A 25,032-nucleotide genomic window follows, 5' to 3' on the forward strand; every position below is an offset into this window, starting at 1 on the left:
GGTCACGCCGCCTTGCGGATCTCGATCGCGAACCCGCTGGCCACCTGGGCCGCCATCGGGTGGTGCACGAGCAGCAGGTCGAGCAGCTTCAAGGGGGACAGCAGCCAGGTGAGCGGGAGCACCGCGCGGTAGAGGCGGCAGCTGCCGAAGGAGAGCACCATGGCGAGCCACTCCTGCAGCACCCAGACCATGCCGGACGTGGGGCCGGCGCCGACCTTGACGTCGAGCACCTCGAACCGGCCGAACTGCTCGCGCAGGCCGACCTCCGTGTAGCGCTGGAAGTCGTACGGCGAGGCGTGGAACGGCTGCATGAAGGGCACGAAGACCAGCATCCGGCCACCGGGGCGCAGCACGCGGTGCATTTCGGCAATATGGGCGTCCGGATCCGGCACGTGCTCCAGCACCGCGATGCTGACCCCGCCGGCCAGGCTGCCGTCGGCGAGCGGCAGGCGGCGCAGGTCGGTGACGATGTCGACGTTGCCGTACGAGCCGCCGTCCATGCAGATGATCCGCTCGTCGCGGCGGTGCGTGCCGCAGCCGAAGTCGGCCACCAGGTCCCGGTCGAGGTCGAAGCCGCGCAGGAAGCCGCTGATCAGGCCCGGCCGGTCGTGCACGGGGGAGAGCACCTTGATCGCGGTCGGGTAGAGCCGGTGGAACCGGGTCTTCACCAGCTCCTTGATCCGGTTCAGCGCGTCGGCCTTGAGCTCCTCGTCCCCGAAGCCGCCGAAGCGAAGTTGGGCCCCGCGGCGCTCGCCGGCGTGCCCGCACACCGCGCAGGCGAGGCTCTCCTGACTGGTGCCGGCGAGCGGCGCGTGGCAGGCCGGGCAGGCGAGCACCGCCGCCAGGCGGGCCTGCCGCGCGGCCGCGGCGGGCGAGGACATGGGGGTGTCGGTCACGGTGTCGGTCATGGCCCTCAGCGCTCGATTTCGTAGACGGCGATCTGCCCCGCGCGGTAGCGGAAGGTCGCGAACCGGGCCAGGTCGGGCCCGAGCTCGCCGTAGGTCTCGGCCACGAACAGCCAGCGGACGTGGTACTCGTCGCGCAGCCGGCCGACGGTGGCCGCCGACGGCCGGGTGAACGCCGCGTCGTTGGCGGCGAGCCGCGCCTGGTCCCAGTACGGCGCGACGATCGGGTTGACCCCCAGCCGGTTGGCGTCGGTGTGGTTGCGGTCGGTGAAGCCCCAGCCCTCGACCAGGAACCGGCGCTCGGTGAACGCGGCGAAGGCGAAGTGCCGGTTGTCGCAGCCGAGGTTCTGGTTGAACGGCAGGCAGTGGGCGTTGGTCGCGACCAGGTCGGCGGGGGAGGAGTGGTCCCGCAGCCAGCGGCCGGCCTGCGCGGTGCCGGGGGTGAACAGCGCCGGGGGCCGCGCGACCGCGCGGTAGCCGGTGGCGTCGGCCTGCCGCACGGCCGCGGTCAGGTGCACGGCGGCGGTCGCCAGACCCGCGCCCGCGAGCAGCGCACAGGCGAGCGTGCGCTGGTCGGCGCGGCTCAGGCGGTACACGAGCAGGAAAACGGCGGCCAGAAGACCGAATGCGAGCAGGTATGGCCAGGCCAGCACCCACGCGGCCCGGGGACCGCTCAGATCGGTCAGGCGGGGGACGGCGGCCGGACTCAGCGCGCGGACGCCGAGCAGGACGAGCGCCCCGGCAGCAAGCGCGCCCCAGGCGGCCCAGGTGGGGCGGCGGGGCGCGATGAGGGCCAGGCCGGCGACCGCGGCCAGCGACAGGTAAGGGCGCGCGGAGACCATGAACCAGTCCTCGGCGCCGTCCTGGTTGCCGAGGACCGCCAGCGCGGCGACGCCGGACAGGCCGATGCCGAGGCACAGGATCGTCGGTTCGGCCGCGATGCGCGCGTCCGGGCGGCGGTGGCGGAGCAGGCGGGCCAGGCCGAGCAGCCCCGGCCAGATGCAGGCCCAGCAGGCGAGCGTGAGGAGCGCGGTGAACACCGCCCGCCACAGCTGGGGGAACTGCGGGGACTGGAACCTCGTCGTGTACGCCGCGCCGGAGACCTCGGTGAAGTGCAGCGGGTCGACACTCATGCCCTGCGAGGCGCCGCCGAACAGCACGAACTGCGCGAACAGCACGGCCGCGACGGCCAGCCCGCAGCCGAACACCAGCCCGGCGGGGACGCGGCGGCGGGTCACCAGGCGGGCCGCCACCACGAGCAGCAGGCCGGCCAGCAGCATCGGGGCGTACGTCGCCTTGGCCCCGGTCACGGCCGCGGTCAGCAGCGCCGCCAGCGCCCAGCGGGCCCGGCCGCCCTCGGTCATCGCCGCCGCCACGACCAGGACCAGCCCGGCGACGAGGCAGGCGCCGAACGTCTGGGTCGGGCTGGTCCAGAGCTGGACGCGCAGCGAGGAGCCATCCTCGTACGGATTGGTGTTGTAGTCGGCGAACCACTGGCTCAGCGGCCACCGGTACGGCGCCGGGGCCAGGACGAACAGCGTCAGCACGGGCGCGGCGAGGCCGGCCCACCAGGTGCCGGTGAGCCGCCGGCCGAGGACGCCGATCAGGGTCAGGAAGCCCAGCAGCATCGGCAGCGGGGCGAGCCGCACCAGCAGGGAGTGCGGCTCGATGCCGGTGGTCCAGGAGGTGGCGGCCATCTCGGCGTAGACGAACCAGTGGTACAGCACCGGCTGGTCGGCGACCCACGGGGACATCAGCGGCACGTGGTGCTTGGCCTCGCCGAGCAGCGCCAGGTGGAACGGCGAGTCCGGGTCGGGGCTGAGCAGGCCCGGCTCGACGAGGTCGTGGACGCGGAAGAAGCGCAGGCAGCTCCAGCCGACGACGACCGCCCCGACGCCGGTCATGGCCAGCGACCACCAGCGCGGGGTCCGGTCCGCCGGGTCGCCGCTGCCGCGCCAGTGCCGGCGCAGGCGGGGTACGGCGAGGAAGACCACGACGGTGCCGGCCGCCCAGGCCACCGTGGCGGCGGGCACGCCGAGCGCGCGGCAGGCGATGTAGGCGAGCACTTCGCCCGCGTAGCCGACCGTCAGCCCGGCGGCGAGGTCCTCGACCAGCCAGCCGGAGCGGCCGCGGACGGCGCGCCAGACGAGGGTGCCGGGCAGGACGACGCCGAGCGCGAGGTACGCCGCGAACGTGGCGGTGGTCGGGACCGGGACGCGGTAGTACGCGAGGGCGGCCGTGGTGAGCACGGCGAGCGCGACCGGCGGCGCCCAGGCCGGCGGCAGACGCCGGGCGGGATCCGGGGCGACGGCCCGCAACTCCGGCTGTTCGACCGCCAACGTCACGCAGACCTAACGAGCGCGCATTTGCCCGGATACGGCGGGCGGTCGGCCCAGGCCGGGTTGGTAGAACTGTCCTATGGAAGACCTGCGCGCACAGCGGATGTTCGGCGGCTCACCGGGCGACATCGCCGGGAGTCCGTTCCGGGCCGACCGCGACCGGATCGTGGCCTCGCCGTTCTTCGCGCGCCTGGCCGGGGTCACGCAGGTCATCAGCCCCGGTGGCTCGGGCCTGCTGGTGCACAACCGGCTCACCCACAGCCTCAAGGTGGCCTCGGTCGCGCGCGGCATCGTCGAGCAGCTCGGCGACGACCCGCTGCTGGAGAAGCTCGGCGGGTGTGACGCCGACGTCGTCGAGGCGGCGGCACTCGCCCACGACCTCGGCCACCCGCCGTTCGGGCACCTGGGCGAGGCCGTGCTGGACCGGCTCGCGCGGGAGCGGCTCGGGCTGCCGGACGGGTTCGAGGGCAACGCCCAGTCCTACCGGATCGTCACCAGCACCCAGGTCCGGGGCACCACCATCGGGCTGGACCTCACCGCGGCGGTGCGGGCGGCGCTGCTGAAATACCCGTGGACCCGGCGGACGTACCCGAACCCGCACCCGATGCACATGAGCCCGACGCCCCGCGGCGCCGGCGGCGATCCGGCGGTGGGGTCGAGCAAGTTCGGGGCGTACGTCACCGAGCTCGCCGACGTCCGGCAGGCCCGCGCCCCGTTCGCCGGCCGGCTCGCCGACTGGCAGCAGACCGCGGAGGCGTCGGTGATGGACACCGCCGACGACATCGCCTACGCCATCCACGACCTGGAGGACTTCCACCGCGTCGGGGTGCTGCAGCAGGGCGCGGTCGCGGCCGAGCTGGTGGCCTGGCTGCGCGACGCCGACGCGCTTCGGGTCATGGGCGACACGCAGCTGCGTGCGGCCGGGCGCCGGCCGGGCCGCTCGGTCGAGGCGCTGCGCCGGCAGCTGCACGCCAAGGACGGCTGGATGTGCGACGACGACGCGTTCGCGGCGGCCGTCGCGCACGTGCGCACCGAGCTGGCCGACGGGCTGCTCGCGCTGCCGTTCGACGGGTCGATCGAGGCCGAGCAGGCGGTGGACCGGTTCTCGGCCCGCTGGACGCGGCGGCTCATCGACGCGGTGTACGTGCGCCCGGACCCGCCGGTGCGCTCCGGGCACGTGCTGCTCGCGTCCGCGCAGTGGCACGAGGTGCAGGTGCTGAAGTTCATCCACCACCGGTTCGTGCTGGAGCGGCCCGACCTGGCCCTGCACCAGCGGGGGCAGGCGCGGCTGCTCGCCGGGCTGGTGGAGGCGCTGCACGCGTGGCTGACCGACCCGGGCGAGGAGGCGCGGCTGCCGCGGCGGCTGCACGACCTGGTGGAGCTGGCCGAGAACGAGACGGCGGAGCTGGAGCCCTCCGACTACGGCCTGGACCGGCTCGACGTGGTGGCGATGGCGCGCGGCCGGGCGATCGTCGACTTCGTGGCGGCGCTGACCGACGGGCAGGCGGCGGGGCTGCTGGAGGCGCTGTCGGGTCGTTCGCGGCAGCTGTGGACGGACGCGTTCGTATTGTGAGTCCCATGCTTCGACTGCGTGCGATGACTCAGGACGAGTTCGACGCCCGGCTCCCGGCGCTGCACCGGGACTATGCCGAGGACGAGGTGCGGGCGGGGCGGGCGCGGCCGGAGAGCGTGCGCCTGCAGGTCGCGGCGCTGTTCGCCCGGCTGCTGCCCGACGGGGTCGACAGTCCCGGCCAGTTGCTCTTCAGCGGGGTCGCGGCCGGCGGGGACGTGGTGGGATACATCTGGCTGGCGCTGCCGACCGCGGACCGGCCGCAGGCCTGGGTGTACGACGTGCAGGTCGACGCGGCGTTCCGGCGGCAGGGGTACGGGCGGGCGCTCATGCTCGCGGCCGAGGAGGAGCTGCGTTCTCGGGGGATCGGGGTGCTCGGGCTCAACGTGTTCGGGCACAACTCGGGGGCGCGGGAGCTGTACGAGAGCCTGGGGTACGAGACGATGACCATCCAGATGGCGAAGGATCTGACGTGACCGAGCGGCTGGTGGTGATCGGCGGCGATGCGGCCGGGATGAGTGCCGCTTCCCAGGCGCGGAAGCGCCGCGGTTCGTCCGACCTGTCTATCGTGGCTTTTGAGCGCGGCCAGCACGTGTCCTATTCCGCGTGTGGCATTCCCTATCTGGTGGCGGGGGACGTCACCGATCCGGATCATCTGGTGGCGCGGCACCCGGCGGATTTTGCTCGTGTCGAGATCGATCTCCGTCTATCTTCCGAAGTTGTCGGTATCTCCGACGGTGTTGTTACTGTCCGGTCTCCCGACGGCGAGTATCGGGAGCCGTTCGATCAACTGGTGATCGCCACCGGGGGCGTGCCGGCGCGGCCCAACGTGCCCGGGGCACTGTCCGTCGGGATTCACGGGGTGCAGACGCTCGAGGACGGGATCCGGCTGCTCGGGTACCTCGACCGGCACTCGCCCAAGCGGGCCGTGGTGGTCGGCGGCGGGTACATCGGGCTGGAGATGGCCGAGGCGATGATCCGGCACGGGCTCGACGTGACCCTCGTGGACGCGGCCGACCAGCCGATGCGCACCCTCGACCCGGACATGGCCGGGCTGATCGCGGACGCGCTGCGGCGCGAGGGGGTGACGCTGCGGCTCGGCGAGCGGCTGGAGGGGTTCGCCGCGCATGCCGGGCGGGTCACGGCGGTGCACACCACGGGTGGCGAGATTCCGGCGGACATCGTGATTCTGGGGCTCGGGACGCGGCCGAACAGCGACCTGGCCAAGGCGGCCGGCATCGCGATCGGCGAGACCGGCGGCATCCGCACCGACCGCCGGATGCGGACCTCGCGGGACGGGGTCTGGGCGGCCGGGGACTGCGTGGAGACGTTCCACCTCGTGTCGCAGCGGCCGGTCGCCATCGCGCTGGGCACCCACGCCAACAAGCAGGGCCGCGCGGTGGGCATCAACATCGGTGGGGGTTACGCCACGTTTCCAGGCGTCGTCGGTACCGCCGTGTCGAAACTCTGCGACACCGAGGTCGCCCGCACCGGACTGTCGACGGCCGAGGCGGAGGCCGCGGGGTTCCAGCCCTACAGCGTGGTGACCGAGTCCACCACCCGCGCCGGCTACTTCCCGGGCGCGCGCAAGATCAAAACCAAGATCATCGCCGAGCGTACGACGGGCCGGCTGCTCGGCGCGCAGATCGTGGGCGAGGAGGGCGCGGCCAAGCGCATCGACGCGCTCGCGGTGGCGCTGTGGCACGGCATGACGGTGGAGGAGATGACCTCGCTCGACCTGTCCTACGCCCCGCCGTTCGCGCCGGTCTGGGACCCGGTGCTCATCGCGGCCCGCAAGGCGGCGGAGGCGCTAGGTTCGTTCTCGTGATGATCTCGGACTTCGCGTCGCTGTCGGCGGCCGACCTCTACCGGATTCTCAAGCTGCGGTGCGACGTGTTCGTGGTGGAGCAGCACTGCCCCTATCCGGAGCTGGACGGCCGCGACACCGAGCCGGGGACGCTGCACTTGTGGCTGGACGCCCCGGACGGCTCGGTCGCGGCCTATCTTCGGGTTCTCTCGGACGGTGCTGTCGCTCGGATCGGCCGGGTCGTGACCGCCCCCTCCGCCCGGGGCCGCGGCCTGGCGGGTTCGCTGCTGGAGGCGGCGCTGGGTCTGGTCGACGCCTCTGCCGACGTGGTCCTGGACGCCCAGACCGTCGCCACGGGGCTGTACGAGCGCCATGGCTTCGTGACCGACGGGCTCCCTTACGACGACGACGGCATCGAGCACGTGCCGATGCGGCTCACGCGGTCTTCGGCTCCAGCTTGATCGACAGGCTGTTGACGCAGTGACGCGTGTTCTTGGCGGTCATCCGCTCGCCCCGGAACACGTGCCCCAGATGCGAGTCACAGCGCGCGCAGCGAATCTCGGTCCGCACCATGCCGTGGCTACGGTCCTCGATCTCCCGCACGGTGCCGGGGATGGCATCGTCGAAGCTCGGCCAGCCGCAGTGCGAGTCGAACTTGGTGCCACTGTCGAACAGCTGGGCCCCGCAGGCACGACAGTGGTAGGTACCTTCGGTCTTGGTGTCGACGTACTCCCCGCTGAACGGCGCCTCGGTCCCGGCGAGCCGCAGCACCCGGAACTCGTCCGGGGAAAGCCGCGCCCGCCACTCGGCGTCGCTCGTGGGCAGGGTGACGAGTGGCTCAGTCATGCCTCAACGGTAGGCCCAGCTTCGCGGGACGACCATTACGGCCCACGAACACCGTTCCCCCAGCTGTGCGGTTTAGAATTGTTAGCAGGCGTCTGAGGCCTTTTATAGCGAGATGCCCGAATCGTCGGCCTCGCTTGTCTCGTTGCCCCTCCCGAAAGCCACGATTCGGGACTTTTGGCGCATGGGGGTTGGGACGACGATGAGGCTGCTGTACAAGGCTGTCGCGCTGGGCGCAGTGAGCGCCGCGGGCGTGACACCGCTGGCGACCGCCGCCCATGCCGCCGAGGCTCAGGACCTGCGCTTCACGGACGCGGCGACGGGGGCTTTGCAACTCCTGACCACGGAGACCTCCCCGACCCACACCTCCGGCGATTCCCCAACCACGACGAACACCACCTGGCACGGCGCTTCGGCCTCCTACGGCAACGCAGCCGCGGCGGGTTATGGCGACGCGGGCGCGGACAATGCTCCTGGCTATGGCGACGCGGCGGCGGACAACGCTCCCGGTTATGGAGGTTCGGCCAACTCCCGGACGTGGAACGGCAACGCTCCGACCCACGGCTCCGCGAACGGCAACTCTGACAACGGCTACGGTTCCGGCCACGGCAATGGCAACGGCGGTTCGGGTCACGGACATCACGGCGGTTCGGGCAACGGTGGCTGGGGCAACGGCGCCGGTCAGGGCAACGGCGGCTGGAGCAACGGCCACGGTCACGGCGGCCACAGCCACGGTCACGGCAACGGCGGCGGCGGAAACGGCAACGCCAACGGTTACGGCGGCGGCCCCGGCAGCACCAACACCGGAGGCGGCGGCCACGGCCAGGGAACCGGCACCGACACCCCCGGCGGCCAGAGCCCGACCACACCCGGCGGCGGAGGCGGCCAGGGCGACACCAACGGCAACGGCCCCACGACCGGCGGCGGCGCCGGGCAGGGCAACGGCGTCCCGACCCCCGGCGGCAACGGCGGCGCCGGCCAGAGCAACGGCGGCCCAACCATCGGCGGCAATGGCACCGGCACCGCGGTCACCCCCGGCGTCGGCAGCACCGCGGGCGCCGGCGCCGGCGGCGTGACCGGCACCCCCGCCGGCGCGGCCGCGGTCGGCGAACTTCCGGTCACCGGACCCTCGTCGTCGATGATGACCACGATCGGGTTCGCCTTCATCATCGGTGGGGCCGGGGTGCTCTACCTGACCCGCCTCGGGCGCGATCCGGAGGAGGAGCCGGGCGCCACCCGCGTACCCGGCCCGCGCAACCGTCGCCGCGCCATCGACGACGAGGACTTCGACGCTCCTCGCCCCCGTCCGCAGCCGTCCCGTCGGATGCGCTGACAACTCCATCGCTTGAAGGGCGCGGCGGGCCACGGTGCCCGCCGCGCCCTCGCGGTTTGGTGCGGGTTCGGTGGGGGATTCGCGGTGTTGATTGGGCGCGCGGGGGCGGGGTGCGGCAGTAAGGTCCTTGGCATGGCCGGTGCGCTGGAGGTTGAGGTCGCGGGGCGGGCCGTTCGGCTCTCGAGTCCCGAGCGGGTGGTGTTTCCGGAGCGGGGGTTCACGAAGCAGGACGTCTTCGAGTACTACCTCGCCGTCGGGGACGGGATCATGCGCGCCCTGGGAAATCGGCCTACGACGCTGCAGCGGTTCCCCGAGGGGATCGGCGGCGAGGCGTTCTTTCAGAAGAGGGTGCCCACGCGTGGGGTACCGACGTGGATCGAAACGGCGCAGATCGCCTTTCCCAGCGGGCGCAAGGCCGACGAGCTCTGCCCCGCCGATCTCGCGCACGTCGCGTGGGCGGCGCAGATGGGGACCATCGTGTTCCACCCCTGGCCGGTGCGAAAGGGTCACGTCGACCAGCCCGACGAGCTGCGCATCGACCTCGACCCGCAGCCCGGCACCGACTTCGCCGACGCCGCCAAGGTCGCGCTCGTGCTGAAGGGCGTGCTCGACGAGCTGGGCTTCATCGGCTGGCCGAAGACCTCCGGGGGCCGAGGCCTGCACGTGTACGTCCGCATCAAGCCGCAGTGGACCTTCGTCGAAGCCCGCCGGGCCGTGATCGCCCTGGCCCGCGAGGTCGAGCGGCGCGCCCCGGAGCTGGCCACCACCAAGTGGTGGAAGGAGGAGCGGGGGGAGCGGGTGTTCATCGACTTCAACCAGATGGCCCGCGACCGCACGATCGCCTGCGCCTACTCCCTGCGCGCCAACCCCCGCGCCACCGCCTCCACCCCGCTTCGCTGGGACGAGGTAGGTTCGGTCGAGCCGGACGACTTCGACCTGCGCACGGTGCCGGCCCGCATCGCCGAGCTCGGTGACCCGCACGCCGCCATCGACGACGTGGCCCACGACATCTCGGAGCTGCTCGCCTGGTCAGCCCGCGACGCCGAAAACGGCGAAGGCGACATGCCGTACCCGCCCGAGTACCCAAAAATGGAAGGCGAACCCATGCGCGTCCAACCGAGCCGGGCCCGCAAACAGGAGTCCTGACCCACCGCCGCCCGGCCGGACTCGCCCTGCCCACACGACTCGCCCCGCCCGCAGGACTTGCGGCGCCCGCATGACTCGCCCTGCCCACACGACTCGCCCCGCCCGCACGACTTGCGGCGCCCGGACGACTCGCCCCGCCCACACGGCTCGCCGTCGTCGGCACCGTCGTTCACCCTGCCCGTCCGTCCCGCCGCCCCTCACGGCTCGGCTCGCGCGGCGCGGCTCGGCTCGCCCCGTCTGTCGGCCGCTATGCACGAGCTCAGCCCACGCGGCCCGCGCCGCTGTTCGCCGCCACGCGCGCGGGGTTCGGCTTGTTCCGTCTGTCCGCCACCCCGCGCGGCTCGCCCGGCTCAGTCCGTCGGCCGCCATTCGCGACCCAGCCCAAGCGGTTCGGCCCGCTCCATCGGTCCGCCGCCACGCACGACCCAGCCACGCGGCCCGTTCCATCGGTTCACCGCCACGCACGACCTAGCCACGCGGCTAGCCGTGCCGGTTTCCCACGCCACTGGGCGCGCAAGTACCCGGCTGGCCTCACCGCCGACACGACCACGGTATTCGTCGAAGTGGTCATTGCCTGGCTCGCTCGACGATTTGAGAGTGTCTGTCCCGCAGTTTCCGATCAACAGCACTTATCGCCCGTCGGGGTATAAATCCGAAAAGTCGCGGCGCGCCAGCGCCCGACTTTTCGTGACAAAACCCCCACGCCGCCAGAAGGACAAAGCGCCACAACCGCAAACCGCCCCGCCTTCCGAGAAAAGGAGGGCGGGGCGGTGCGAGCCGGAAGAGCGAGAGCAGGCTACTTCTCGCAGGTAGTACCCGTCGCCGGCACCTTCAGGTCGATGAAGTACCGGTTCACGGCGTCAATAATGCAGCCCGTCTGCGGATACGCCGTATGCCCTTCGCCCTTCCAAGTGACCAAGGTGCCCACCCCCAGCATTTTGGCCAGAGCCGGCGCCTGCTCGTAAGGCGTTGCCGGGTCGCCAACGGTGCCGATGACCACGATCGGAGCCGAGCCCGTGGCCGGGCCAGTGGGGTACGGGTCGCGTTTGCCCGGCCACTGGGCGCAGATCAGGTTCAGCGCCAGCGGCCCGCCGAACAGCGGGTACTTCTGCCGCCACTGCCCCTGCAGCGTGCGGTCCTGCTCGATCGTGGGGGTGTCGTCCGAGTCGGCGCAGTTCACGGCCGAGTTGGCGTCGAACATGTTGGAGTAGTGGCCGTTCTGGTCGCGCTCGGCGTAGGCGTCGGCCAGCTGGAACATCTTGGCCGGCTTGCCGTTGCGCAGGTCGTCCATGGCCTGGGCCAGCAGGCGCCACGACGACTCGCTGTACAGCGACGAAACCACCGCGGTGAAGACCCAGCCCGAGGTTGCCTTGCGGCCGCCCGCGCCCGTGACCGGGTTGGTGCGGGCGTCGGCGATGGCCTTCATGACGACCGCTCGGGCGTCGGGGCCGATCGGGCAGGAGGAGGCGTTGCTCTGGCACCACTTGCTGAAGTTGGTGAACGCCAGCTCGAAGCCCGCGGCCTGCTTCTCGGCCGAGACCTGCATCGACTGGGTCGGGTCCACGGCGCCGTCCAGGACCAGGGCCCGGACGTTCTTGGGGAAGAGCTGGGCGTAGACGGCCCCCAGCAGGGTGCCGTAGCTGTAGCCCAGGTAGGTGAGCTGGGGCTCGCCGACCGAGGCGCGCAGGGCGTCCAGGTCGCGGGCGGTCTGCTCGGTGGAGAAGAGCGGGAGCTGGTCGCCGTACTTGTCGCCGCAGCTCTGGGCCATGCGGCGGGTCACGGTGACGAAGGTCTGGAAGCCCTCGTCGCTCGTGGGGTCGGGGTCGATGCCGAAGTTCTGGTCCAGGTCGGCGTCCGCGAAGCACTTCACCGGGGAGGAGCGGCCCACGCCGCGCGGGTCGAAGCCGATGATGTCGAAGCGGCGGACGATCTCGGCGGGGAGGTACACCGAGCGGTACACGCCGTAGTCGAAGCCTGAGCCGCCCGGGCCGCCGGGGTTGATGAACAGGGAGCCGACGCGGTCGCGCTGGGAGGTGGAGCGGCCGCGGACCATGGCGATGTCGTACGTCCCCGAGTCCTTCGGGTTGTTCCAGTCCTTCGGGACCTTTACGGTCGCGCAGGTGAACTGGACGTTCTGCGGCGGGGTGGGGAACACGCCCTTGTAGGCGTCGGGGCACGGCTGCCAGTCGGCGGCCGGGATGTCCAGGCCGCCCGACTTGTTGGCCGCACCGCCCGCACCCGACGGGGACGTCGACGGCTTGCCCAGCGGGCGGCCCGACGTCGGCGTCGTGAACTGGGAGCCCGACGTGCAGCCGGCGGCGAGGACGAAGACCAGGAAGAACGGCAGGAAGCGCCGGAAGCGGCTCACGGGCGGCCCGCCAGGACGGCCTCGACGTCGAAGCGGATCGGGCGGTCCAGCTGCTCGTACGTGCACGAGCGCGGGTCGCGGTCCGGGCGCCAGCGCTTGAACTGGGCGGTGTGGCGGAAGCGGTCGCCCTCCATGGCGTCGTAGCCGACCTCGACCACGAGCTCGGGGCGGAGCGGCACGAACGAGAGGTCCTTCTTGCCGGTCCAGCGGCTCACCCCACCCGGGAGGCGGGTGCCGGCCTCGGCGGGGGCGGACTCGAGGCTGTCGGCGGCGCTGCCGGGGGCCAGGCCGGCCCAGTTCCAGGGGTGGTCGACGACGTTCTCACGGTACTGCGCCAGCTCCTCGACCAGCTCCGCCCGCCGCTCGCGGGTGAAGGAGGCGGCCACCCCGACGTGGTGCAGGCGGCCGTCCTCGTCGTAGAGCCCGAGCAGCAGCGAGCCGACGATCGGGCCGTCCTTGTGCCAGCGGAACCCGGCCACGACGGCGTCCGCGGTCCGCGAATGCTTGATCTTGAACATGGTGCGCTTGCCCGGCTCGTAGGCGCCGTCGGCGGGCTTGGCGATCACCCCGTCGAGGCCGGCGCCCTCGAAGCGCTCGAACCAGTCCTGGGCGACGGCGATGTCGGTGGTCACCGGGGTGACGTGCATGGGGGGCTGCACGCCGCCCAGGGCCTCGGCCAGGCGGGCCCGGCGCACCGAATAGCCCTCCTCGACCAGGGTCTCGTCGCCCAGGGCGAGCAGGTCGAAGGCGACGAACGAGGCCGGGGTCTGCTCGGCGAGCAGCTTCACCCGCGAGGCGGCCGGGTGGATGCGCTGGCCGAGCAGCTCGAAGTCGAGCTTCGGCTCACCCGTGTCGCGGCGGATGACGATGATCTCGCCGTCGACCACGCAGCGGGCCGGCAGCTGGGCGCGGACCTGCTCCACGACCTCGGGAAAGTACCGGGTCAGCGTCTTGCCGCCGCGGCTGGCCAGCTCGACCTCGTCGCCGTCGCGGAAGACGATGCAGCGGAACCCGTCCCACTTCGGCTCGTAACTCATGCCGGGCGCGCTGGGCAGGCTGGGAATGCTCTTCGCGAGCATCGGCTCGACTGGCGGCAGGACTGGCAGCTCCACGAGGCCCAGTCAACCACACGGGTACGACAACTTTCCGGCCGGAAAAGCGCGAAGCGGCTCAGAAGCGGGCGAAGGAACGGATCGTCATCCGGTGCCCGAAGCGCGGCGCCCCGATCCCCGCCCGCGCCAGCAGCCCGCACACCCGCCCCCGATGCGGGGCGAACGGCGCCAGCAGCTCCAGCATGTGCTCATCCGTGCCGCGGGCCGCCCCGGTCAGCGCGAAGGCCACCGTGTTCTTGATGTTGTAGTCGCCGACCGAGACCACGTCGGCGTCGCCGTACGCCGCGCGGGTCACCTCCGCCGCCGTCCACGGCCCGATCCCGGCGATGCTCACCATCCGCGCCGTGCAGCTCACCGCGTCCGCGCAGCGCTCCAGGGCGGCCGCCTGCGCCGCGGCCCGGCGCAGCGTGTCGGCCCGCTTCTGCTCGACGCCCAGCGGGTGGAACGCCCAGTACGGCGTCGCCGCGATCACCTCCGGCTCCGGCGGCAGGAAGAGCCCGGCGCACGGGCCGGGCGCGGGCTCGGAGAATTTGCGCAGGATGCGCACGTACCCGTGGGCCGCCTCCTTGCCCGACACCTTCTGGCCCAGGATCGCCGGCACCATGTGGTGGAACACCCGCCCGGTCGTGGCCATCCGCAGCCCGGCGTGCTCCCGCGCGAGGCGGTGCACGAGCGGATGGGCCCGGGCCAGCTCGGCGAAGCCGGTGAGGTCGTCGCGCAGCCCCGCGATCGCGTCCGCGCGCTCGAGCAGCCAGTCCGCGCCCGGGCCGTACGCCTGCCAGGTCAGCTCGTCGCCCGCGAGGTCGAAGCGGATCGAGCCCGGCCCGTCCGGGGTGCGGGTGGCGAACCAGGACGTGCGGGCGCCGACGGCCAGGGTGGGATCCCCGCCGACGAGGGCGAGTCCGCGCATCGTGCCGGCCAGGTCGTACCGCGCGGGAACCTTCATCCGGCCGCCCGCGACAGGGCCCGGTGCAGGAGCCGAGCATCGCCGAGCATGGCGCGCAGCTTACGCTCCAGCCCCGCGATCGGCACCAGGTTCTGCGGCGCGCGGGGGTCCTTGTACGCCTGCGACGCGAACCGCGGCAGCGTGACCGCCGACAGGTGGGCGAGGGCGACCGCGTCCGCGTACGTCAGGTCGGCCGAGCACTCCGCCCGCACGATCCCCGACCAGGGCGCGCCGGACGGTCCGGGCAGCCGCAGGTACCAGGCGAAACGGTTCCACGAGGTGCCCAGCAGGAACACCGGCGTCCGCTGCCCGCCCCGCAGCGACGTGACCACGCTGGTCAGCTCGGGCGGCAGGTATTCGACCCGGTGCGTCTTGATGTAGCCCAGCGCCCGCGGCAGGTGCGCCCGTTCCTGCAGCGGCCCGTCCACGATCAGCAGGTCACCGTCGGTGCGCTCCTCGCCGGAGACGCCCACCTCCAGGGCCCGCATGTGCCGCTGCACCCCGAGCGCCAGGTCCTTGGGCTCACCACGAGAAATGCGCCGCCAGGTGTACCGGATGTTCCCCGCCCCCACCGCCGGCACGTTCTCCGCCGGCGTGAACAGCCCGCGATCGATCCGCGCGGTGGCGATCTGCGCCGAGCCTCGGTCCAGCTCGCAGCAGACCACACCGGCCGCATAGGAGGCGGCCACGCCGGGGTGGGTGACCCCCGCGTCGTCGGTGATCCAGACCCGCGCGTCGATGCGCTGCACCCCGTCGACGATCAGCACCGTGCCCGGCGGCGTCAGCCCGGCCGGCGGGTCGACCGCCCGCCACGCGTCCGCGCGCAGCTCCACGTCGGTCTGCACCTGCGCGGTGCTCTGCCCGGGCGGGCCCGCCTCAGCGGCGTCGAAGGACTGCCCGTAGCCGGGATCCCACGCGTCGACGTGCAGCTTCACAGACCGGCCCGCTCGATCCGGGCCGACCGCGCGTCGCGGCGCACCTCGAAGCGCACCGGAATCCGCTCGGCCAGCGCCCCCACGTGCGTGACGACCCCGACCATCCGGTCCCCGCGCGCGGCCAGGTTCTCCAGCGTCACCGCGACCGTGTCCAGCGTGGCCGTGTCCAGCGTCCCGAAGCCCTCGTCGAGCACGATCGACTCCAGCGAGGCCGACGCCGCCGACAGCCCGGCCAGCTGCTCGGACAGCGCCAGCGCGAGGGCCAGGGAGGCCTGGAACGTCTCGCCGCCGGACAGCGTCCGCACGGCCCGGCGCAGTCCCGCATCGTGGTGGTCGACGACGTAGAACTCGCCCTTCTCGTGACCCAGGTCGTACTGCCCGGAGGAGAGCTCCCGCAGCGTGCGCGACGCCCCCTCGACCAGGGTGTCCAGCGCCTCGGCCAGCAGCCAGCGCTCGAACCGGTCGGCCCGCAGGTGCTGGGCCAGCGCCTTGGCCACCTGCGCCTCGCGGGCCAGCTCGTCGCGCTGCTCGCGCATCTTCGCCGCGTCCGCGCGCCGCTCCTCGATGCGGCGCCGGGCCGCGTCCGCGCGTTCGAGGGCCACCGCGGCGTCGCGGGCCGGATCGCCGCCGGGCGCGGCCAGGCCGGCCGCGGTGAACCGGGCGGCGAGCTCGTCGCGGACGTCGGCCACCTTGCGCTGGGCCGCGCTCACCTCGTCCTGCGCGGCCGGGCGCCCGGCCCGGCGGCGGCCCGCCTCGCCGGTGGCCCACCCGTGCAGGGTCGACCAGGCGTCGGCCAGGTCGTCGCGGTTGGCCGGCGGCGGCCCGAACTGGGCCAGCCCGTCGCGCGTCGTGTCGAACGCCCGCCAGGCGCTGCGCAGCCGCTCCTCGGCCCGGTCCGCGGCCCCCGCGGCGGTGCGGTGCCCCTCGCGGGCCTTGCGCACCTCGGCCCCGGCCTGCTCGAGGCGGCGGGTCAGCGCGCCGATGCCGTCGAGGTCGCGCTGCAGCGCCTCCGGCGGCGGCGCCCCGTCCAGCGCCCGCTCCAGCTCGGCCAGCTGCCGCTCCAGCTGCTGGGCATGCGCCCGCGCCGTGGCGAGCGCGCGGTCGAGGTCGCGCGCCGACCGGTCCCGCTCCTCCACCGCCTTGTCCGCCGCCGTGCTGCGTTTGCGGGCGACCTCACCGGCCTTCTTCGCCTTGATCACCGCGGGTTCGTGCGGCATGTCGGGCAGCGCGTGGACCGTCTGCTCGCACACCGGGCAGGCCTCGCCCTCCCGTAACCCGGGCCGCAGCGCCACCGCCTGGTCCGTGGCCATCGCGGCGTTGTAGGCCTCGAACGCGGCCTCCAGGGCAAGCCGCGCGGCCGACGCGTCCGCGCGGGCGGCCTCCAGCGCGTCCGCGGCCTTCCCGTGCTCGGCCTCCGCGGACGCGAGCGTCGCCCGCACGGACGTGGCCTCGGAAGCCAGCCGCGCGCGGGAGGCGTGGTGGTCGAGCAACCGCCGCAGCGCCGTCGCGTCGCCCGCCGCCGCCAGCTCGCCCCGCAGCTTCTCCTCCCGCTCCTCCGCCGCGCGCACGGCATCCTGCGCACCGGCGACGGCCGCACGCGCGGTCGCGGCGGTGGCGGCGAGGTTCGCGGCTTCGGACGGTACCGAAACGGAGGAAAGACGCCCGATCTCGGCATCGAGCGTGGCCAGCGCGCTCGCGGCCTGCCCCGCGAGCCGATCGGCGTCGCTCAGCCGGGGCACGATCGCGTCCACCGCCGCCGCGACCGCGCGCAACGCCTCGACCCGGGACACGGCCGCGGCCAGCGCGGCGTCGTCGATGTCGGAGAAGCCGTGCAGTTGGTCGTCGAGGACCTTGAGCTTGGTCTCGGCGGTGCCGGCCTCCGTCTGGGCCTTCTCCCGGATCTTGCCGTACACCTCCAGCCCCAGCAGGTTGACCAGGATCTTCTGCCGCTCGGCCGGCTTGGCGTGCAGGAACGCCGCGAACTCGCCCTGCGGCAGCACCACGCACTTGGTGAACTGCTCGTACGGCAGCCCGACCACCGTCAGCACCGCCGTGTCGACCTCGCTCGGCGTGCCCGCCAGCACCTCGGCGATGTCCGACTGCTCCAGGCCGAACTCCAGCTTGGCGAGGTCCAGGCCGGGCGCCAGCAGCTCCATGCCGGCGGCCTTCGTGGTGACCGCGCCCTTGCCGTCGCGGCGCACGACGCGCGTGACCACGTAGCGCTTGCCGGCCGACTCGAAGACCAGCCGCACCCGCGCCTCGGCGGCCGAGGGGGCCAGGGCGTTGGCGATCGCGCGCCGGTCGCCCCAGCGGGGGACCGTGCCGTACAACGCGAAACACATCGCGTCGAGGACCGTCGACTTGCCCGAGCCCGTCGGCCCGACCAGCGCGAAGAAGTCCGTGTCGGTGAAGTCGACGGTGGTGGGGTCGCGGAACACGGTGAAGCCGTCGAGATCCAGGCGGACGGGCCTCATGAGTGCGTCACCTCGTCGTGCAGCCGGTGGAACAGGGCCACGGTCGCCTCGTCGGCGTGTCCGCGCTGGTCGAGGTAGTCCGAGAAGAGCTCGCCGGCCGAGCGCCCGGCCTGCGCGCTGGAGGCCCGGCCCGAGCCGGGAGCCGGCAGCAGTTTCGGATCGATCCGCACCTCGATCGCCTTGGGCAGCAGCGCCTGCACCTCCTCGCGCAGGCCCGCCCGGGGCGGCTCCTGGACGTACACCCGGAGAAGGGCCTCACCGGTGTCCAATGTGGCCAGTTGGGCGAGCGTCCCGCGCACCGTGCGCAGTGGCGTCAGGACGGGCAGCGGCAGCTCGCGCACCCGCGCGGCGGTCGCCGCGGTCACGTCCACGATCGCGGCCGAGGCGAAGTTCTCCTCCTCGCCGAAGTCGATGGGCAGCGGGCTGCCGCTGTAGCGGATCGGGCAGGGGCCGTTGACCGACTGCGCGCGGTGCAGGTGGCCCAGCGCCGCATAGTGCAGCGAGGACGGGAAGACGCTGGCCGGCACCGCGTACCCCATGATCGTGTGCGCCTCCCGCTCCCCACCGCCCATCGTGGCCCCGATGACGGTGAGGTGGGCGGTCAGCAGGTTCACGGTGTTCGCCCCGAAGCCCTGGGCCAGCCGCGCGATGAGGTCGCCGACGTACCCCGCGTACGACTGGGTGATCTCGGCCGCCGAGAGGTCGAACATCTCGCTGGCCCGCACCGCGTAGCGCTGGGACAGGAACGGCAGCGCGATGAGCCGCCACTCCTCGCCGCCGGCCGTCGTGCCCTCCAGCAGGTGCTCCTCCGGCCGCCCGATCGCGCCGCGGATCGTGATCCCGGCCGCGTCGGCCCACGGGCGCAGCGCGTCGAGGGCCTTGCCGTTGTCGTGGTTGCCGCCGATCACCACCACCTCGGCGCCGGTCTTGCGCAGCGCCGACAGCCCGCGGGTGACGATCTTCGTCGACTCGGCGGTCGGGGTGGCCGTGTCGTACAGGTCGCCGGCGACGACGATCAGATCCGGCCGCTCGGCCTTCGCGACGTCGACGAGCGCGTTGATCGCCGCGATGTGGTCGGCCGAGCGGGACTGTCCCTTGAGGACCTTGCCGACGTGCCAGTCCGAGGTATGCAGGATGCGCACCGTCAAGCTCCTAGAAGGGGATGTCGTCGTCGCTGATGCCGCCCGCGCCGACGTGGGCCACGACGGCGAACGGGTCGGTGGCGTGCTGGGCGATCGAGCGCAGCGTCGCGGCCGGCGGGGGACCGGCCTCGGCCGGGCGGGTGGCCCAGGACGGGAACGGGAACTCGATGCACAGCGGCACCGGGATCTCCGGCTGCGACACGAACATGGTGCCGGGCTTGGCCAGCAGGGCGCGCTGGCGCTGGGCGGGGGGCAGGAAGCCGTACTCCGGACGGGACGCCTCGGCCGGGTCCAGCCGCCCGACGACCCGGATCGCCGAGTTGGCCACGATGCGCCGCTCGACCTCGCTCGCCGTCTGCTGCGCGCCGATGAGCACGACGCCGAGGGAGCGCCCGCGCTCGGCGATGTCGAGCAGCACCTCCTTGATCGGGCTGGTGCCCTCGCGCGGCGCGTACTTGTTGAGCTCGTCGAGCACCACGAACAGCAGCGGCTTGGCCGAGCCGGCCTTCTCCTTGCGCTCGAACTCGGTGCGCAGCGTCACGCCGACCACGAAGCGCTGCGCCCGGTCGGGCAGGTTGTGCAGGTCGACCACGGTCACCTGGGCCGACTCGGCGGTGTTGATCTGGTGCGGCTTGCGCTGCGCGAGGTCGCCGCGGATGAGCCGGGACAGGTCCTTCTTGCTGCCGATGAGCCGGCGCGCGAACGCGTTGACGGTGCCCAGGCCGATCGCATTGCCGGCCCACTGCCCGCGGGTGGCGTCGTCGTTGAGCTGCTCGACGAGGTAGTCCACCAGGTCGGCGTAGGAGTTCAGACGGGTGCCGTCGACCGCCACCCCGCCCTCGGCCGGCACCGCCACGCGGGCCAGGTGGGCGGTGACGGAATGGACCACCATCGTGTACTGCTGCCGCTCATCATCGGCATCCGCGAACACGTACGGCAGCAGCCGGTCGGCGCAGAACTCGGTCAGCGTCCAGTAGAACGCGTCGACGCCGGAGAGCCGGCTGCTCACGTCCGGCGTGCCCGACGAGTCGCCGGCCCGCGGCGGTGCGTAGACCCGCACGTCCGGGAACGGCCCGGCGACCAGCCCGAGCCGCGCGTACGCGTCCTCGGTGGCCTGGTCGAGCCGGCTGTTGGGGTGGTCGAGGAAGAGCAGGTCCTCGCCCTTGACGTTGAAGATGAGGGCGCGGGTGTTCGCGGTCTCGCCGGCGCCGCCGAGCACGCCCGAGCGGAAGACCGAGTAGAGCAGGAAGGTCGCGAAGCTCGTCTTGGTCGCCACCCCGGAGATGCCGGAGATGGACACGTGCGCGCCGCGGCTGCCGTCGAGGAAGTCGGCGTTGAGGAACATCGCGGCGCCGTCGCGGCCGAAGCCCATCGGGATGGTGCGGTCCATCCGGTCGAAGTACAGCGCACCGGCCCGTGCGTCGCCCTGCGCCCGGTGGACGAGCGCGCCCGGGGTCGGCGGGACGTACACCTCGGGATCGACCCGGGTCGTGGTGATCTCCGCCGCCTCCTGGACGGTGGCCGGCAGCGTGCCGTCGGCGACGAGGAAGACGTCGGAGTCGAACACGACCCCCTCGTGCCGGGCCCGCACCGCGGTCACCACGCCCGCGATGGTCACCGGGTCGTGCTCGGGAACGTCACGCTGCGTGACGACGACGTCGTCGAGCTGGAGGTAGGCACCGTCCTCGACGGCGACCCAGAACGTCAGCGGCGTGGCGTCGGCGGTGCCGAGCACGCGCCCGACGACCGGCCCGCTGCTCGCGGCCCCGGTTTCGTCCTCCATGGCTGTCGACCCCCAGTACAAGTGTTCGCCTGTGCATCGTGCCCCACGCGGGCGGGCAGGGCGAAGGCACCACGCCACGGTGGATGGATGAGTGTCCGATTCACTTGGACAAACGGGGACAAAACCGGTCGCGACACACCTTTGTCCACAGGCTCGTGCCGCGTTGTCCACAGGCCTGTGGACGGCCCTGTGGGTTAACGAGCGTGTCTCAGGAAGAGCAACCCGTCGTCGTACAGCACGTGACGCAGCGTGAGATGCTCGGGCGCCGGGAGCTCCGGGCCGCCGATGATCCGCCCCGGTCCGGCCCCGGCCAGCAGTGGCGAGACGGTCAGGCAGAGCTCGTCGACGAGCCCGGCCGCGGCGAGCGAGCCGAACAGCATCGGCCCGCCCTCGCTGAGCAGGTGCGCGAAGCCGCGCTCGCGCAGGGCGGCCACCCCGGCCCGCAGATCCACCTGGTCGTCACCGACGGTGATCAGATCGGCGACCTCGGCCAGCTTCCCGGGGTCGGCGCCGGCGCGGGTGAGCACGATCGGGCGGACCGGGGCGTCGGCCAGGGCGTCGAGCGCCGGATCGAGGTCCAGCCGCTTCGACACGATCACCATCGTCGGGTACTCGGCGAGCCCGTTCGCCACCCGCCAGGCCCGCCGGTCGGCGTCGAGGCGCAGCGCGTGGTACCCCTCGTCGCGCACGGTCCCCGCACCCACAACGAGCGCGTCGCACAGCATCCGCAGCACCCCGAAGACGCGCTTGTCGGCCGGCCCGGACAGCGGCGCGCTCCTCCCGTCCACCGTCCCCGCCCCGTCGAGGCTGGCGACGAAGTTCAGCCGCAGCCACGGCCCGGGCGGAGTTCGATACAGGTCGATGAGCTGGGGATCTTCGACGGCGCTCGGCCACAGCTGCTGCACCCCGGAACTTTACAGGCAACGCGACGTGCGCCGAGTACGCCGCTGCGGGCTCCGAGGGGGTCCGGGTGGAGCGGAGCTCCCCTGGGCAGGGATCGCAGTGAGATCGGATCGAAGGGCTGCGGAGGTGGTCGAACGCACCCGACAATGGCTGCACCATGGCTCGCATGATCTACCAGCTGCGCATCGCGCTCGACGGCGTCGAACCGCCGGTCTGGCGGCGCGTCCTCGTGCCCGGCGGGTACACCCTCGACCGGCTGCACCGGGTGATCCAGCTGGCCATGGGCTGGAGCGACCGTCACCTGCACGTCTTCGACATCGACGGCGTCCAGTACGGCGTGCCCGACCCGGACGGGCTGCTCGAGGTCCGCGACGAGCTCGAGCACCGCCTCGACGCGCTCGCCGCCAAGGGCTCGCGGCTGCGGTACACCTACGACTTCGGCGACTGGTGGGAGCACGAGGTCGCGGTCGAGGACGTGGTCCCGGCCGACCTCGAGACGCGCTATCCGATGTGCACCGGCGGGGAGCGCGCGTGCCCGCCGGACGACGTCGGCGGGCCGTCCGGCTATCGCGAGTTCCTGGCCGCCTACGCGGACCCCGCACACGCCGATCGCGAGGCCATGCGGGCGTGGCTCGGGCGCGCCTTCGACCCCGTCGGCTTCGAGCCGGGACTGCCGAGCACTCTGCTGCGGCGGATGACCTGAGTAACTTTCAGTACACGTAGGGCCCTCTTGTGCTGGCGTCACGTTCCGTGATGCGTGGGAGCGCTCCATTTTCCGGCAATTCCGACGAAACACTGCGTTGGAAATCTTGCGGTAACGAAATGGGAACGCTCCCATTGCCCCATTGACACACCGCGGTTCGCCCTGCAATCTCATGGGAGCGCTCCCGCGGCTGTGGCCGGTGCCACACCCCGCAGCCGTGGGAGACATCAACTCGCATGTCCGCCAGACCGCGCCGGCGGGGCTTCCGCGTGCCCGCCGCCGTACGCATCAACACCCCACACCACCCACACCCATCACGACCTGAGAGAGGGGTCAGGATGAGCTTCACCTCGCGCCGCATGCGATCCGTCGCCGCGGCCGCGCTGACCGTCGGGCTCGCCCTCGGCATCGGCGCCTGCAGTGCCAAGGACGACAGCACCGGATCGGACAACAGCACGGCCGGTGGGCCGGTCACGATCTCGCTGTCCTACTTCGGCACGCCCGGGTTCACCCAGGCCGTCAAGGACTTCGAGGCGGCGAACCCGAACATCAAGGTCGACGTCAAGAACGAGGGCCAGACCAAGGACTTCGTGCCGAAGCTGGCCCAGCAGCTCTCCGCGGGCAGCGGCGCGAGTGACGTGGTCATGCTCGAAGAGGGCATGCTGCTGCAGTACCTGAAGGACAACAAGCCCTTCGCGAACCTGCTCGACCTCGGCGCCTCGTCGCTGGAGAGCGAGTACCTGCCGTTCAAGTGGAAGAACGCGTTCACCGCGGACGGCAAGAAGCTCGTCGGCCTCGGCACGGACGTCGGCCCGCTGGCCATGTGCTACCGCACCGACCTGTTCCAGAAGGCCGGCCTGCCGACCGACCGCGACGCCGTGAGCAAGCTCTGGCCGACCTGGGCGGACTACGTCAAGCAGGGCGAGACCTTCAAGTCGAAGAACACCGGCGCGACCTGGCTGGACTCGGCCACCTCGGTCATGCAGCCGTACATCATGCAGAACAGCGACACCTGGTTCTACGACAAGAGCGACAAGTACATCGGTGACAGCAACCCGGTCGTGCGCAAGGCCTACGACCTGGGCATCGACATGGCCTCCAAGGGCCTGACGGCGAAGCTGGCCCGCTGGTCGACGGACTGGGACGCCGCGTTCAAGAACGCCGCGTTCGCGACCGTGCCGTGCCCGCCGTGGTACACGGGTGTCATCAAGGAGCGCGCCGGCGACGCCGGCAAGAACAAGTGGGACATCGCGTCGATCCCCGGCGGCGGCGGCAACTGGGGCGGCTCCTACCTCGCGATCCCGGAGCAGAGCAAGAACAAGAAGGCCGCGTTCGAGCTCATCAAGTTCCTGACCGGCAAGCAGGGTGGCATCGACTCCTTCAAGGAGGCCGGCCCGCTGCCGTCGTCGGTCAACGCGCTCTCGGACCCGCAGATCTCCGGCGCGACGAACGACTACTTCAACAACGCGCCGGTCGGCAAGATCTACGTCGACGCCGCGAAGACCCTCAAGCCGATCTACCTGGGCCCGAAGCACCAGGCCCTCTGGGAGAACGCTTTCGAGCCGGCCATGCAGGCCGCTGAGCAGGGCAAGCTGAGCGCTCAGGCGGGCTGGGACAAGGCCATCAAGGACAGCAAGGCGCTGGCCGAAGGCTGATCGGGACCCCGATCGACACCGGGCGGAGGTGGCGGCAACTCGCCACCTCCGCTCGCCAGCGACCGGGCTTAGGACGAAGGACCACACCCATGACCACCAATGTCGAGGTCGCCGGGCCTCGTCACGGGCGGAGGGACCAGGAGGTGCCGCCGCGGCGGCGCGGCTCTCGGTTCGGCCGGCTGGACATCAAGTACTCGCCGTACGTGTTCGTCGCCCCGTTCTTCCTGCTCTTCGCGGTGTTCGGCGCGTACCCGCTCATCTACACCGCCGTCCTGTCGCTGCGCAAGAACACGCTGACCGGCGGCGACCAGGGCTTCGTCGGCTTCGAGAACTACAGCAAGGTGCTCGCCGACGAGCACTTCTGGACGGTCATCGGCAACACGTTCGGCCTCTTCATCGTGGCCACGGTGCCGCAGCTCATCCTGGCGCTGATGATCGCGAGCTGGCTGAACAAGAAGATGCGCGCCCGCACCGCGATCCGCATGGGCGTGCTCATCCCGAACATCACGTCCGTGGCCGCCGTCGGCATCGTCTTCGGCCTGATCTTCGCCGACCGCTACGGCCTGGCCAACTGGCTGCTGCAGACCGTCGGCTTCGACCCGGTCGAGTGGCGCAACCACCGCTGGTCGTCGTGGACCGCGATCGCCTTCATGGTCGACTGGCGCTGGACGGGCTACAACGCCCTGATCTACCTCGCCGCGATGCAGGCGATCCCGAAGGAGCTCTACGAGTCGGCCTCGCTCGACGGGGCCTCGGCCATGCGCCGCTTCTGGCGGATCACCGTGCCGCTCATCCAGCCGACGATCCTGTTCACGGTCATCATCTCCACGATCGGCGGCATGCAGCTGTTCACCGAGCCGCTGCTGTTCAACTACGGCCGCATCCAGGGTGGCTCGCTCAACGAGTTCCAGACCGTCGCGATGTACATCTACGAGACCACGTTCACGAACAACTTCAACGTGGGCCGCGGCGCCGCGATCTCCTGGCTGCTGTTCCTGATCATCCTGATCTTCGCTCTGATCAACTTCCTGCTGGTGCGCCGCTCGGTGAGGGGGCAGACGCAATGAG

At 72.1% G+C, this 25,032-nt stretch carries 20 protein-coding genes; 9 read left to right on the plus strand and 11 right to left on the minus strand.

Annotation, left to right across the window (positions count from 1 at the left end):
* Positions 1 to 2: 2 nt before the first annotated feature.
* Together ACQP00_RS08685 and ACQP00_RS08690 are read right to left on the minus strand one after the other, a co-directional pair.
* Positions 3 to 908 (minus strand): class I SAM-dependent methyltransferase, encoded by a 906-nt coding sequence (locus ACQP00_RS08685; RefSeq protein WP_433216921.1) that lies wholly within the window; start codon positions 906 to 908, stop codon positions 3 to 5.
* Positions 909 to 913: 5 nt separating this feature from the next.
* On the minus strand, positions 914 to 3,250 hold the full coding sequence (locus ACQP00_RS08690; protein ID WP_433216924.1) for a hypothetical protein: 2,337 nt from the start codon (positions 3,248 to 3,250) through the stop codon (positions 914 to 916).
* Positions 3,251 to 3,323: 73 nt separating this feature from the next.
* On the opposite strand from ACQP00_RS08690, the gene ACQP00_RS08695 reads away from it, so the two are divergent.
* Genes ACQP00_RS08695 through ACQP00_RS08710 form a run of 4 tightly spaced genes read left to right on the plus strand, consistent with a single transcriptional unit; the run spans position 3,324 to position 7,082 of the window.
* The gene (locus ACQP00_RS08695) at positions 3,324 to 4,817 is read left to right on the plus strand and encodes a deoxyguanosinetriphosphate triphosphohydrolase family protein (protein ID WP_433216927.1); all 1,494 of its coding nucleotides are present in this window, start codon (positions 3,324 to 3,326) and stop codon (positions 4,815 to 4,817) included.
* A 5-nt stretch (positions 4,818 to 4,822) separates the two neighbouring features.
* On the plus strand, positions 4,823 to 5,290 hold the full coding sequence (locus ACQP00_RS08700; RefSeq protein WP_433216930.1) for a GNAT family N-acetyltransferase: 468 nt from the start codon (positions 4,823 to 4,825) through the stop codon (positions 5,288 to 5,290).
* Positions 5,287 to 6,642: an FAD-dependent oxidoreductase gene (locus ACQP00_RS08705; RefSeq protein WP_433216933.1), complete on the plus strand. Its 1,356-nt coding sequence runs from the start codon at positions 5,287 to 5,289 to the stop codon at positions 6,640 to 6,642. Before ACQP00_RS08700 ends, ACQP00_RS08705 begins: the two co-directional genes overlap by 4 nt.
* Complete coding sequence (locus ACQP00_RS08710) at positions 6,642 to 7,082, plus strand: GNAT family N-acetyltransferase (RefSeq protein ID WP_433223776.1); 441 nt, start codon at positions 6,642 to 6,644, stop codon at positions 7,080 to 7,082. Before ACQP00_RS08705 ends, ACQP00_RS08710 begins: the two co-directional genes overlap by 1 nt.
* Here the strand turns inward: ACQP00_RS08710 and msrB are convergent.
* On the minus strand, positions 7,057 to 7,467 hold the full coding sequence (gene msrB / locus ACQP00_RS08715) for a peptide-methionine (R)-S-oxide reductase MsrB (RefSeq protein WP_433216936.1): 411 nt from the start codon (positions 7,465 to 7,467) through the stop codon (positions 7,057 to 7,059). The genes ACQP00_RS08710 and msrB overlap by 26 nt on opposite strands.
* Before the next feature lie 199 nt (positions 7,468 to 7,666).
* On the opposite strand from msrB, the gene ACQP00_RS08720 reads away from it, so the two are divergent.
* Positions 7,667 to 8,797, plus strand: coding sequence for a hypothetical protein (locus ACQP00_RS08720; RefSeq protein WP_433216939.1), 1,131 nt, complete (start codon positions 7,667 to 7,669; stop codon positions 8,795 to 8,797).
* 132 nt (positions 8,798 to 8,929) lie between these two features.
* Positions 8,930 to 9,943 carry a non-homologous end-joining DNA ligase gene (gene ligD, locus ACQP00_RS08725; protein WP_433216942.1) on the plus strand — a complete coding sequence of 338 codons (1,014 nt, stop codon included), beginning with the start codon at positions 8,930 to 8,932 and terminating at the stop codon, positions 9,941 to 9,943.
* Positions 9,944 to 10,739: 796 nt separating this feature from the next.
* On the opposite strand, the gene ACQP00_RS08730 is transcribed toward ligD, so the two are convergent.
* The 8 genes from ACQP00_RS08730 to ACQP00_RS08765 form a co-directional block, all read right to left on the minus strand.
* A complete protein-coding gene (locus ACQP00_RS08730; protein WP_433216945.1) occupies positions 10,740 to 12,311 on the minus strand; it encodes an alpha/beta hydrolase in 1,572 nt (523 codons plus the stop codon).
* Positions 12,308 to 13,423: an ATP-dependent DNA ligase gene (locus ACQP00_RS08735; RefSeq protein WP_433216948.1), complete on the minus strand. Its 1,116-nt coding sequence runs from the start codon at positions 13,421 to 13,423 to the stop codon at positions 12,308 to 12,310. Before ACQP00_RS08735 ends, ACQP00_RS08730 begins: the two co-directional genes overlap by 4 nt.
* A gap of 58 nt (positions 13,424 to 13,481) precedes the next feature.
* Positions 13,482 to 14,369 carry a DNA-3-methyladenine glycosylase family protein gene (locus tag ACQP00_RS08740; protein WP_433216951.1) on the minus strand — a complete coding sequence of 296 codons (888 nt, stop codon included), beginning with the start codon at positions 14,367 to 14,369 and terminating at the stop codon, positions 13,482 to 13,484.
* Positions 14,366 to 15,304, minus strand: a complete 939-nt coding sequence (locus ACQP00_RS08745; protein WP_433216954.1) for a hypothetical protein — start codon at positions 15,302 to 15,304, stop codon at positions 14,366 to 14,368. Before ACQP00_RS08745 ends, ACQP00_RS08740 begins: the two co-directional genes overlap by 4 nt.
* Complete coding sequence (locus tag ACQP00_RS08750; protein ID WP_433216957.1) at positions 15,301 to 17,778, minus strand: AAA family ATPase; 2,478 nt, start codon at positions 17,776 to 17,778, stop codon at positions 15,301 to 15,303. Before ACQP00_RS08750 ends, ACQP00_RS08745 begins: the two co-directional genes overlap by 4 nt.
* Complete coding sequence (locus tag ACQP00_RS08755; protein ID WP_433216960.1) at positions 17,775 to 18,920, minus strand: exonuclease SbcCD subunit D; 1,146 nt, start codon at positions 18,918 to 18,920, stop codon at positions 17,775 to 17,777. The genes ACQP00_RS08750 and ACQP00_RS08755 overlap by 4 nt, the downstream gene beginning before the upstream one ends.
* 10 nt (positions 18,921 to 18,930) lie before the next feature.
* The gene (locus ACQP00_RS08760) at positions 18,931 to 20,703 is read right to left on the minus strand and encodes an ATP-binding protein (protein ID WP_433216963.1); all 1,773 of its coding nucleotides are present in this window, start codon (positions 20,701 to 20,703) and stop codon (positions 18,931 to 18,933) included.
* A 194-nt stretch (positions 20,704 to 20,897) separates the two neighbouring features.
* The gene (locus tag ACQP00_RS08765; RefSeq protein ID WP_433216966.1) at positions 20,898 to 21,608 is read right to left on the minus strand and encodes a pyrimidine reductase family protein; all 711 of its coding nucleotides are present in this window, start codon (positions 21,606 to 21,608) and stop codon (positions 20,898 to 20,900) included.
* A 155-nt stretch (positions 21,609 to 21,763) separates the two neighbouring features.
* Here ACQP00_RS08765 and ACQP00_RS08770 point away from each other — a divergent pair, with 155 nt between their 5' ends.
* The 3 genes from ACQP00_RS08770 to ACQP00_RS08780 all read left to right on the plus strand — a co-directional run bounded on the left by ACQP00_RS08770 (position 21,764) and on the right by ACQP00_RS08780 (position 25,031).
* The gene (locus tag ACQP00_RS08770; RefSeq protein ID WP_433216969.1) at positions 21,764 to 22,309 is read left to right on the plus strand and encodes a plasmid pRiA4b ORF-3 family protein; all 546 of its coding nucleotides are present in this window, start codon (positions 21,764 to 21,766) and stop codon (positions 22,307 to 22,309) included.
* A gap of 338 nt (positions 22,310 to 22,647) precedes the next feature.
* Positions 22,648 to 23,964 (plus strand): ABC transporter substrate-binding protein, encoded by a 1,317-nt coding sequence (locus tag ACQP00_RS08775; RefSeq protein ID WP_433216972.1) that lies wholly within the window; start codon positions 22,648 to 22,650, stop codon positions 23,962 to 23,964.
* Positions 23,965 to 24,053: 89 nt separating this feature from the next.
* Entirely contained in the window at positions 24,054 to 25,031 is a 978-nt protein-coding gene (locus tag ACQP00_RS08780) for a carbohydrate ABC transporter permease (protein ID WP_433216975.1), read from the plus strand.
* Position 25,032: the final 1 nt, after the last annotated feature.

The organism is Dactylosporangium sp. CS-047395 (assembly GCF_050942185.1).
GTDB lineage: Bacteria > Actinomycetota > Actinomycetes > Mycobacteriales > Micromonosporaceae > Dactylosporangium.

Bases quoted from the DNA above. Each gene is read 5' to 3' on its own strand.
- ACQP00_RS08750 (WP_433216957.1), bottom strand. From the start codon at position 17,778: ATGAGGCCCGTCCGCCTGGATCTCGACGGCTTCACCGTGTTCCGCGAC.
- ACQP00_RS08760 (WP_433216963.1), bottom strand. From the start codon at position 20,703: ATGGAGGACGAAACCGGGGCCGCGAGCAGCGGGCCGGTCGTCGGGCGC.
- ACQP00_RS08770 (WP_433216969.1), top strand. From the start codon at position 21,764: ATGGCTCGCATGATCTACCAGCTGCGCATCGCGCTCGACGGCGTCGAA.
- ACQP00_RS08775 (WP_433216972.1), top strand. From the start codon at position 22,648: ATGAGCTTCACCTCGCGCCGCATGCGATCCGTCGCCGCGGCCGCGCTG.
- msrB (WP_433216936.1), bottom strand. From the start codon at position 7,467: ATGACTGAGCCACTCGTCACCCTGCCCACGAGCGACGCCGAGTGGCGG.
- ACQP00_RS08740 (WP_433216951.1), bottom strand. From the start codon at position 14,369: ATGAAGGTTCCCGCGCGGTACGACCTGGCCGGCACGATGCGCGGACTC.
- ligD (WP_433216942.1), top strand. From the start codon at position 8,930: ATGGCCGGTGCGCTGGAGGTTGAGGTCGCGGGGCGGGCCGTTCGGCTC.
- ACQP00_RS08685 (WP_433216921.1), bottom strand. From the start codon at position 908: ATGACCGACACCGTGACCGACACCCCCATGTCCTCGCCCGCCGCGGCC.
- ACQP00_RS08720 (WP_433216939.1), top strand. From the start codon at position 7,667: ATGAGGCTGCTGTACAAGGCTGTCGCGCTGGGCGCAGTGAGCGCCGCG.
- ACQP00_RS08780 (WP_433216975.1), top strand. From the start codon at position 24,054: ATGACCACCAATGTCGAGGTCGCCGGGCCTCGTCACGGGCGGAGGGAC.
- ACQP00_RS08710 (WP_433223776.1), top strand. From the start codon at position 6,642: ATGATCTCGGACTTCGCGTCGCTGTCGGCGGCCGACCTCTACCGGATT.
- ACQP00_RS08695 (WP_433216927.1), top strand. From the start codon at position 3,324: ATGGAAGACCTGCGCGCACAGCGGATGTTCGGCGGCTCACCGGGCGAC.
- ACQP00_RS08700 (WP_433216930.1), top strand. From the start codon at position 4,823: ATGCTTCGACTGCGTGCGATGACTCAGGACGAGTTCGACGCCCGGCTC.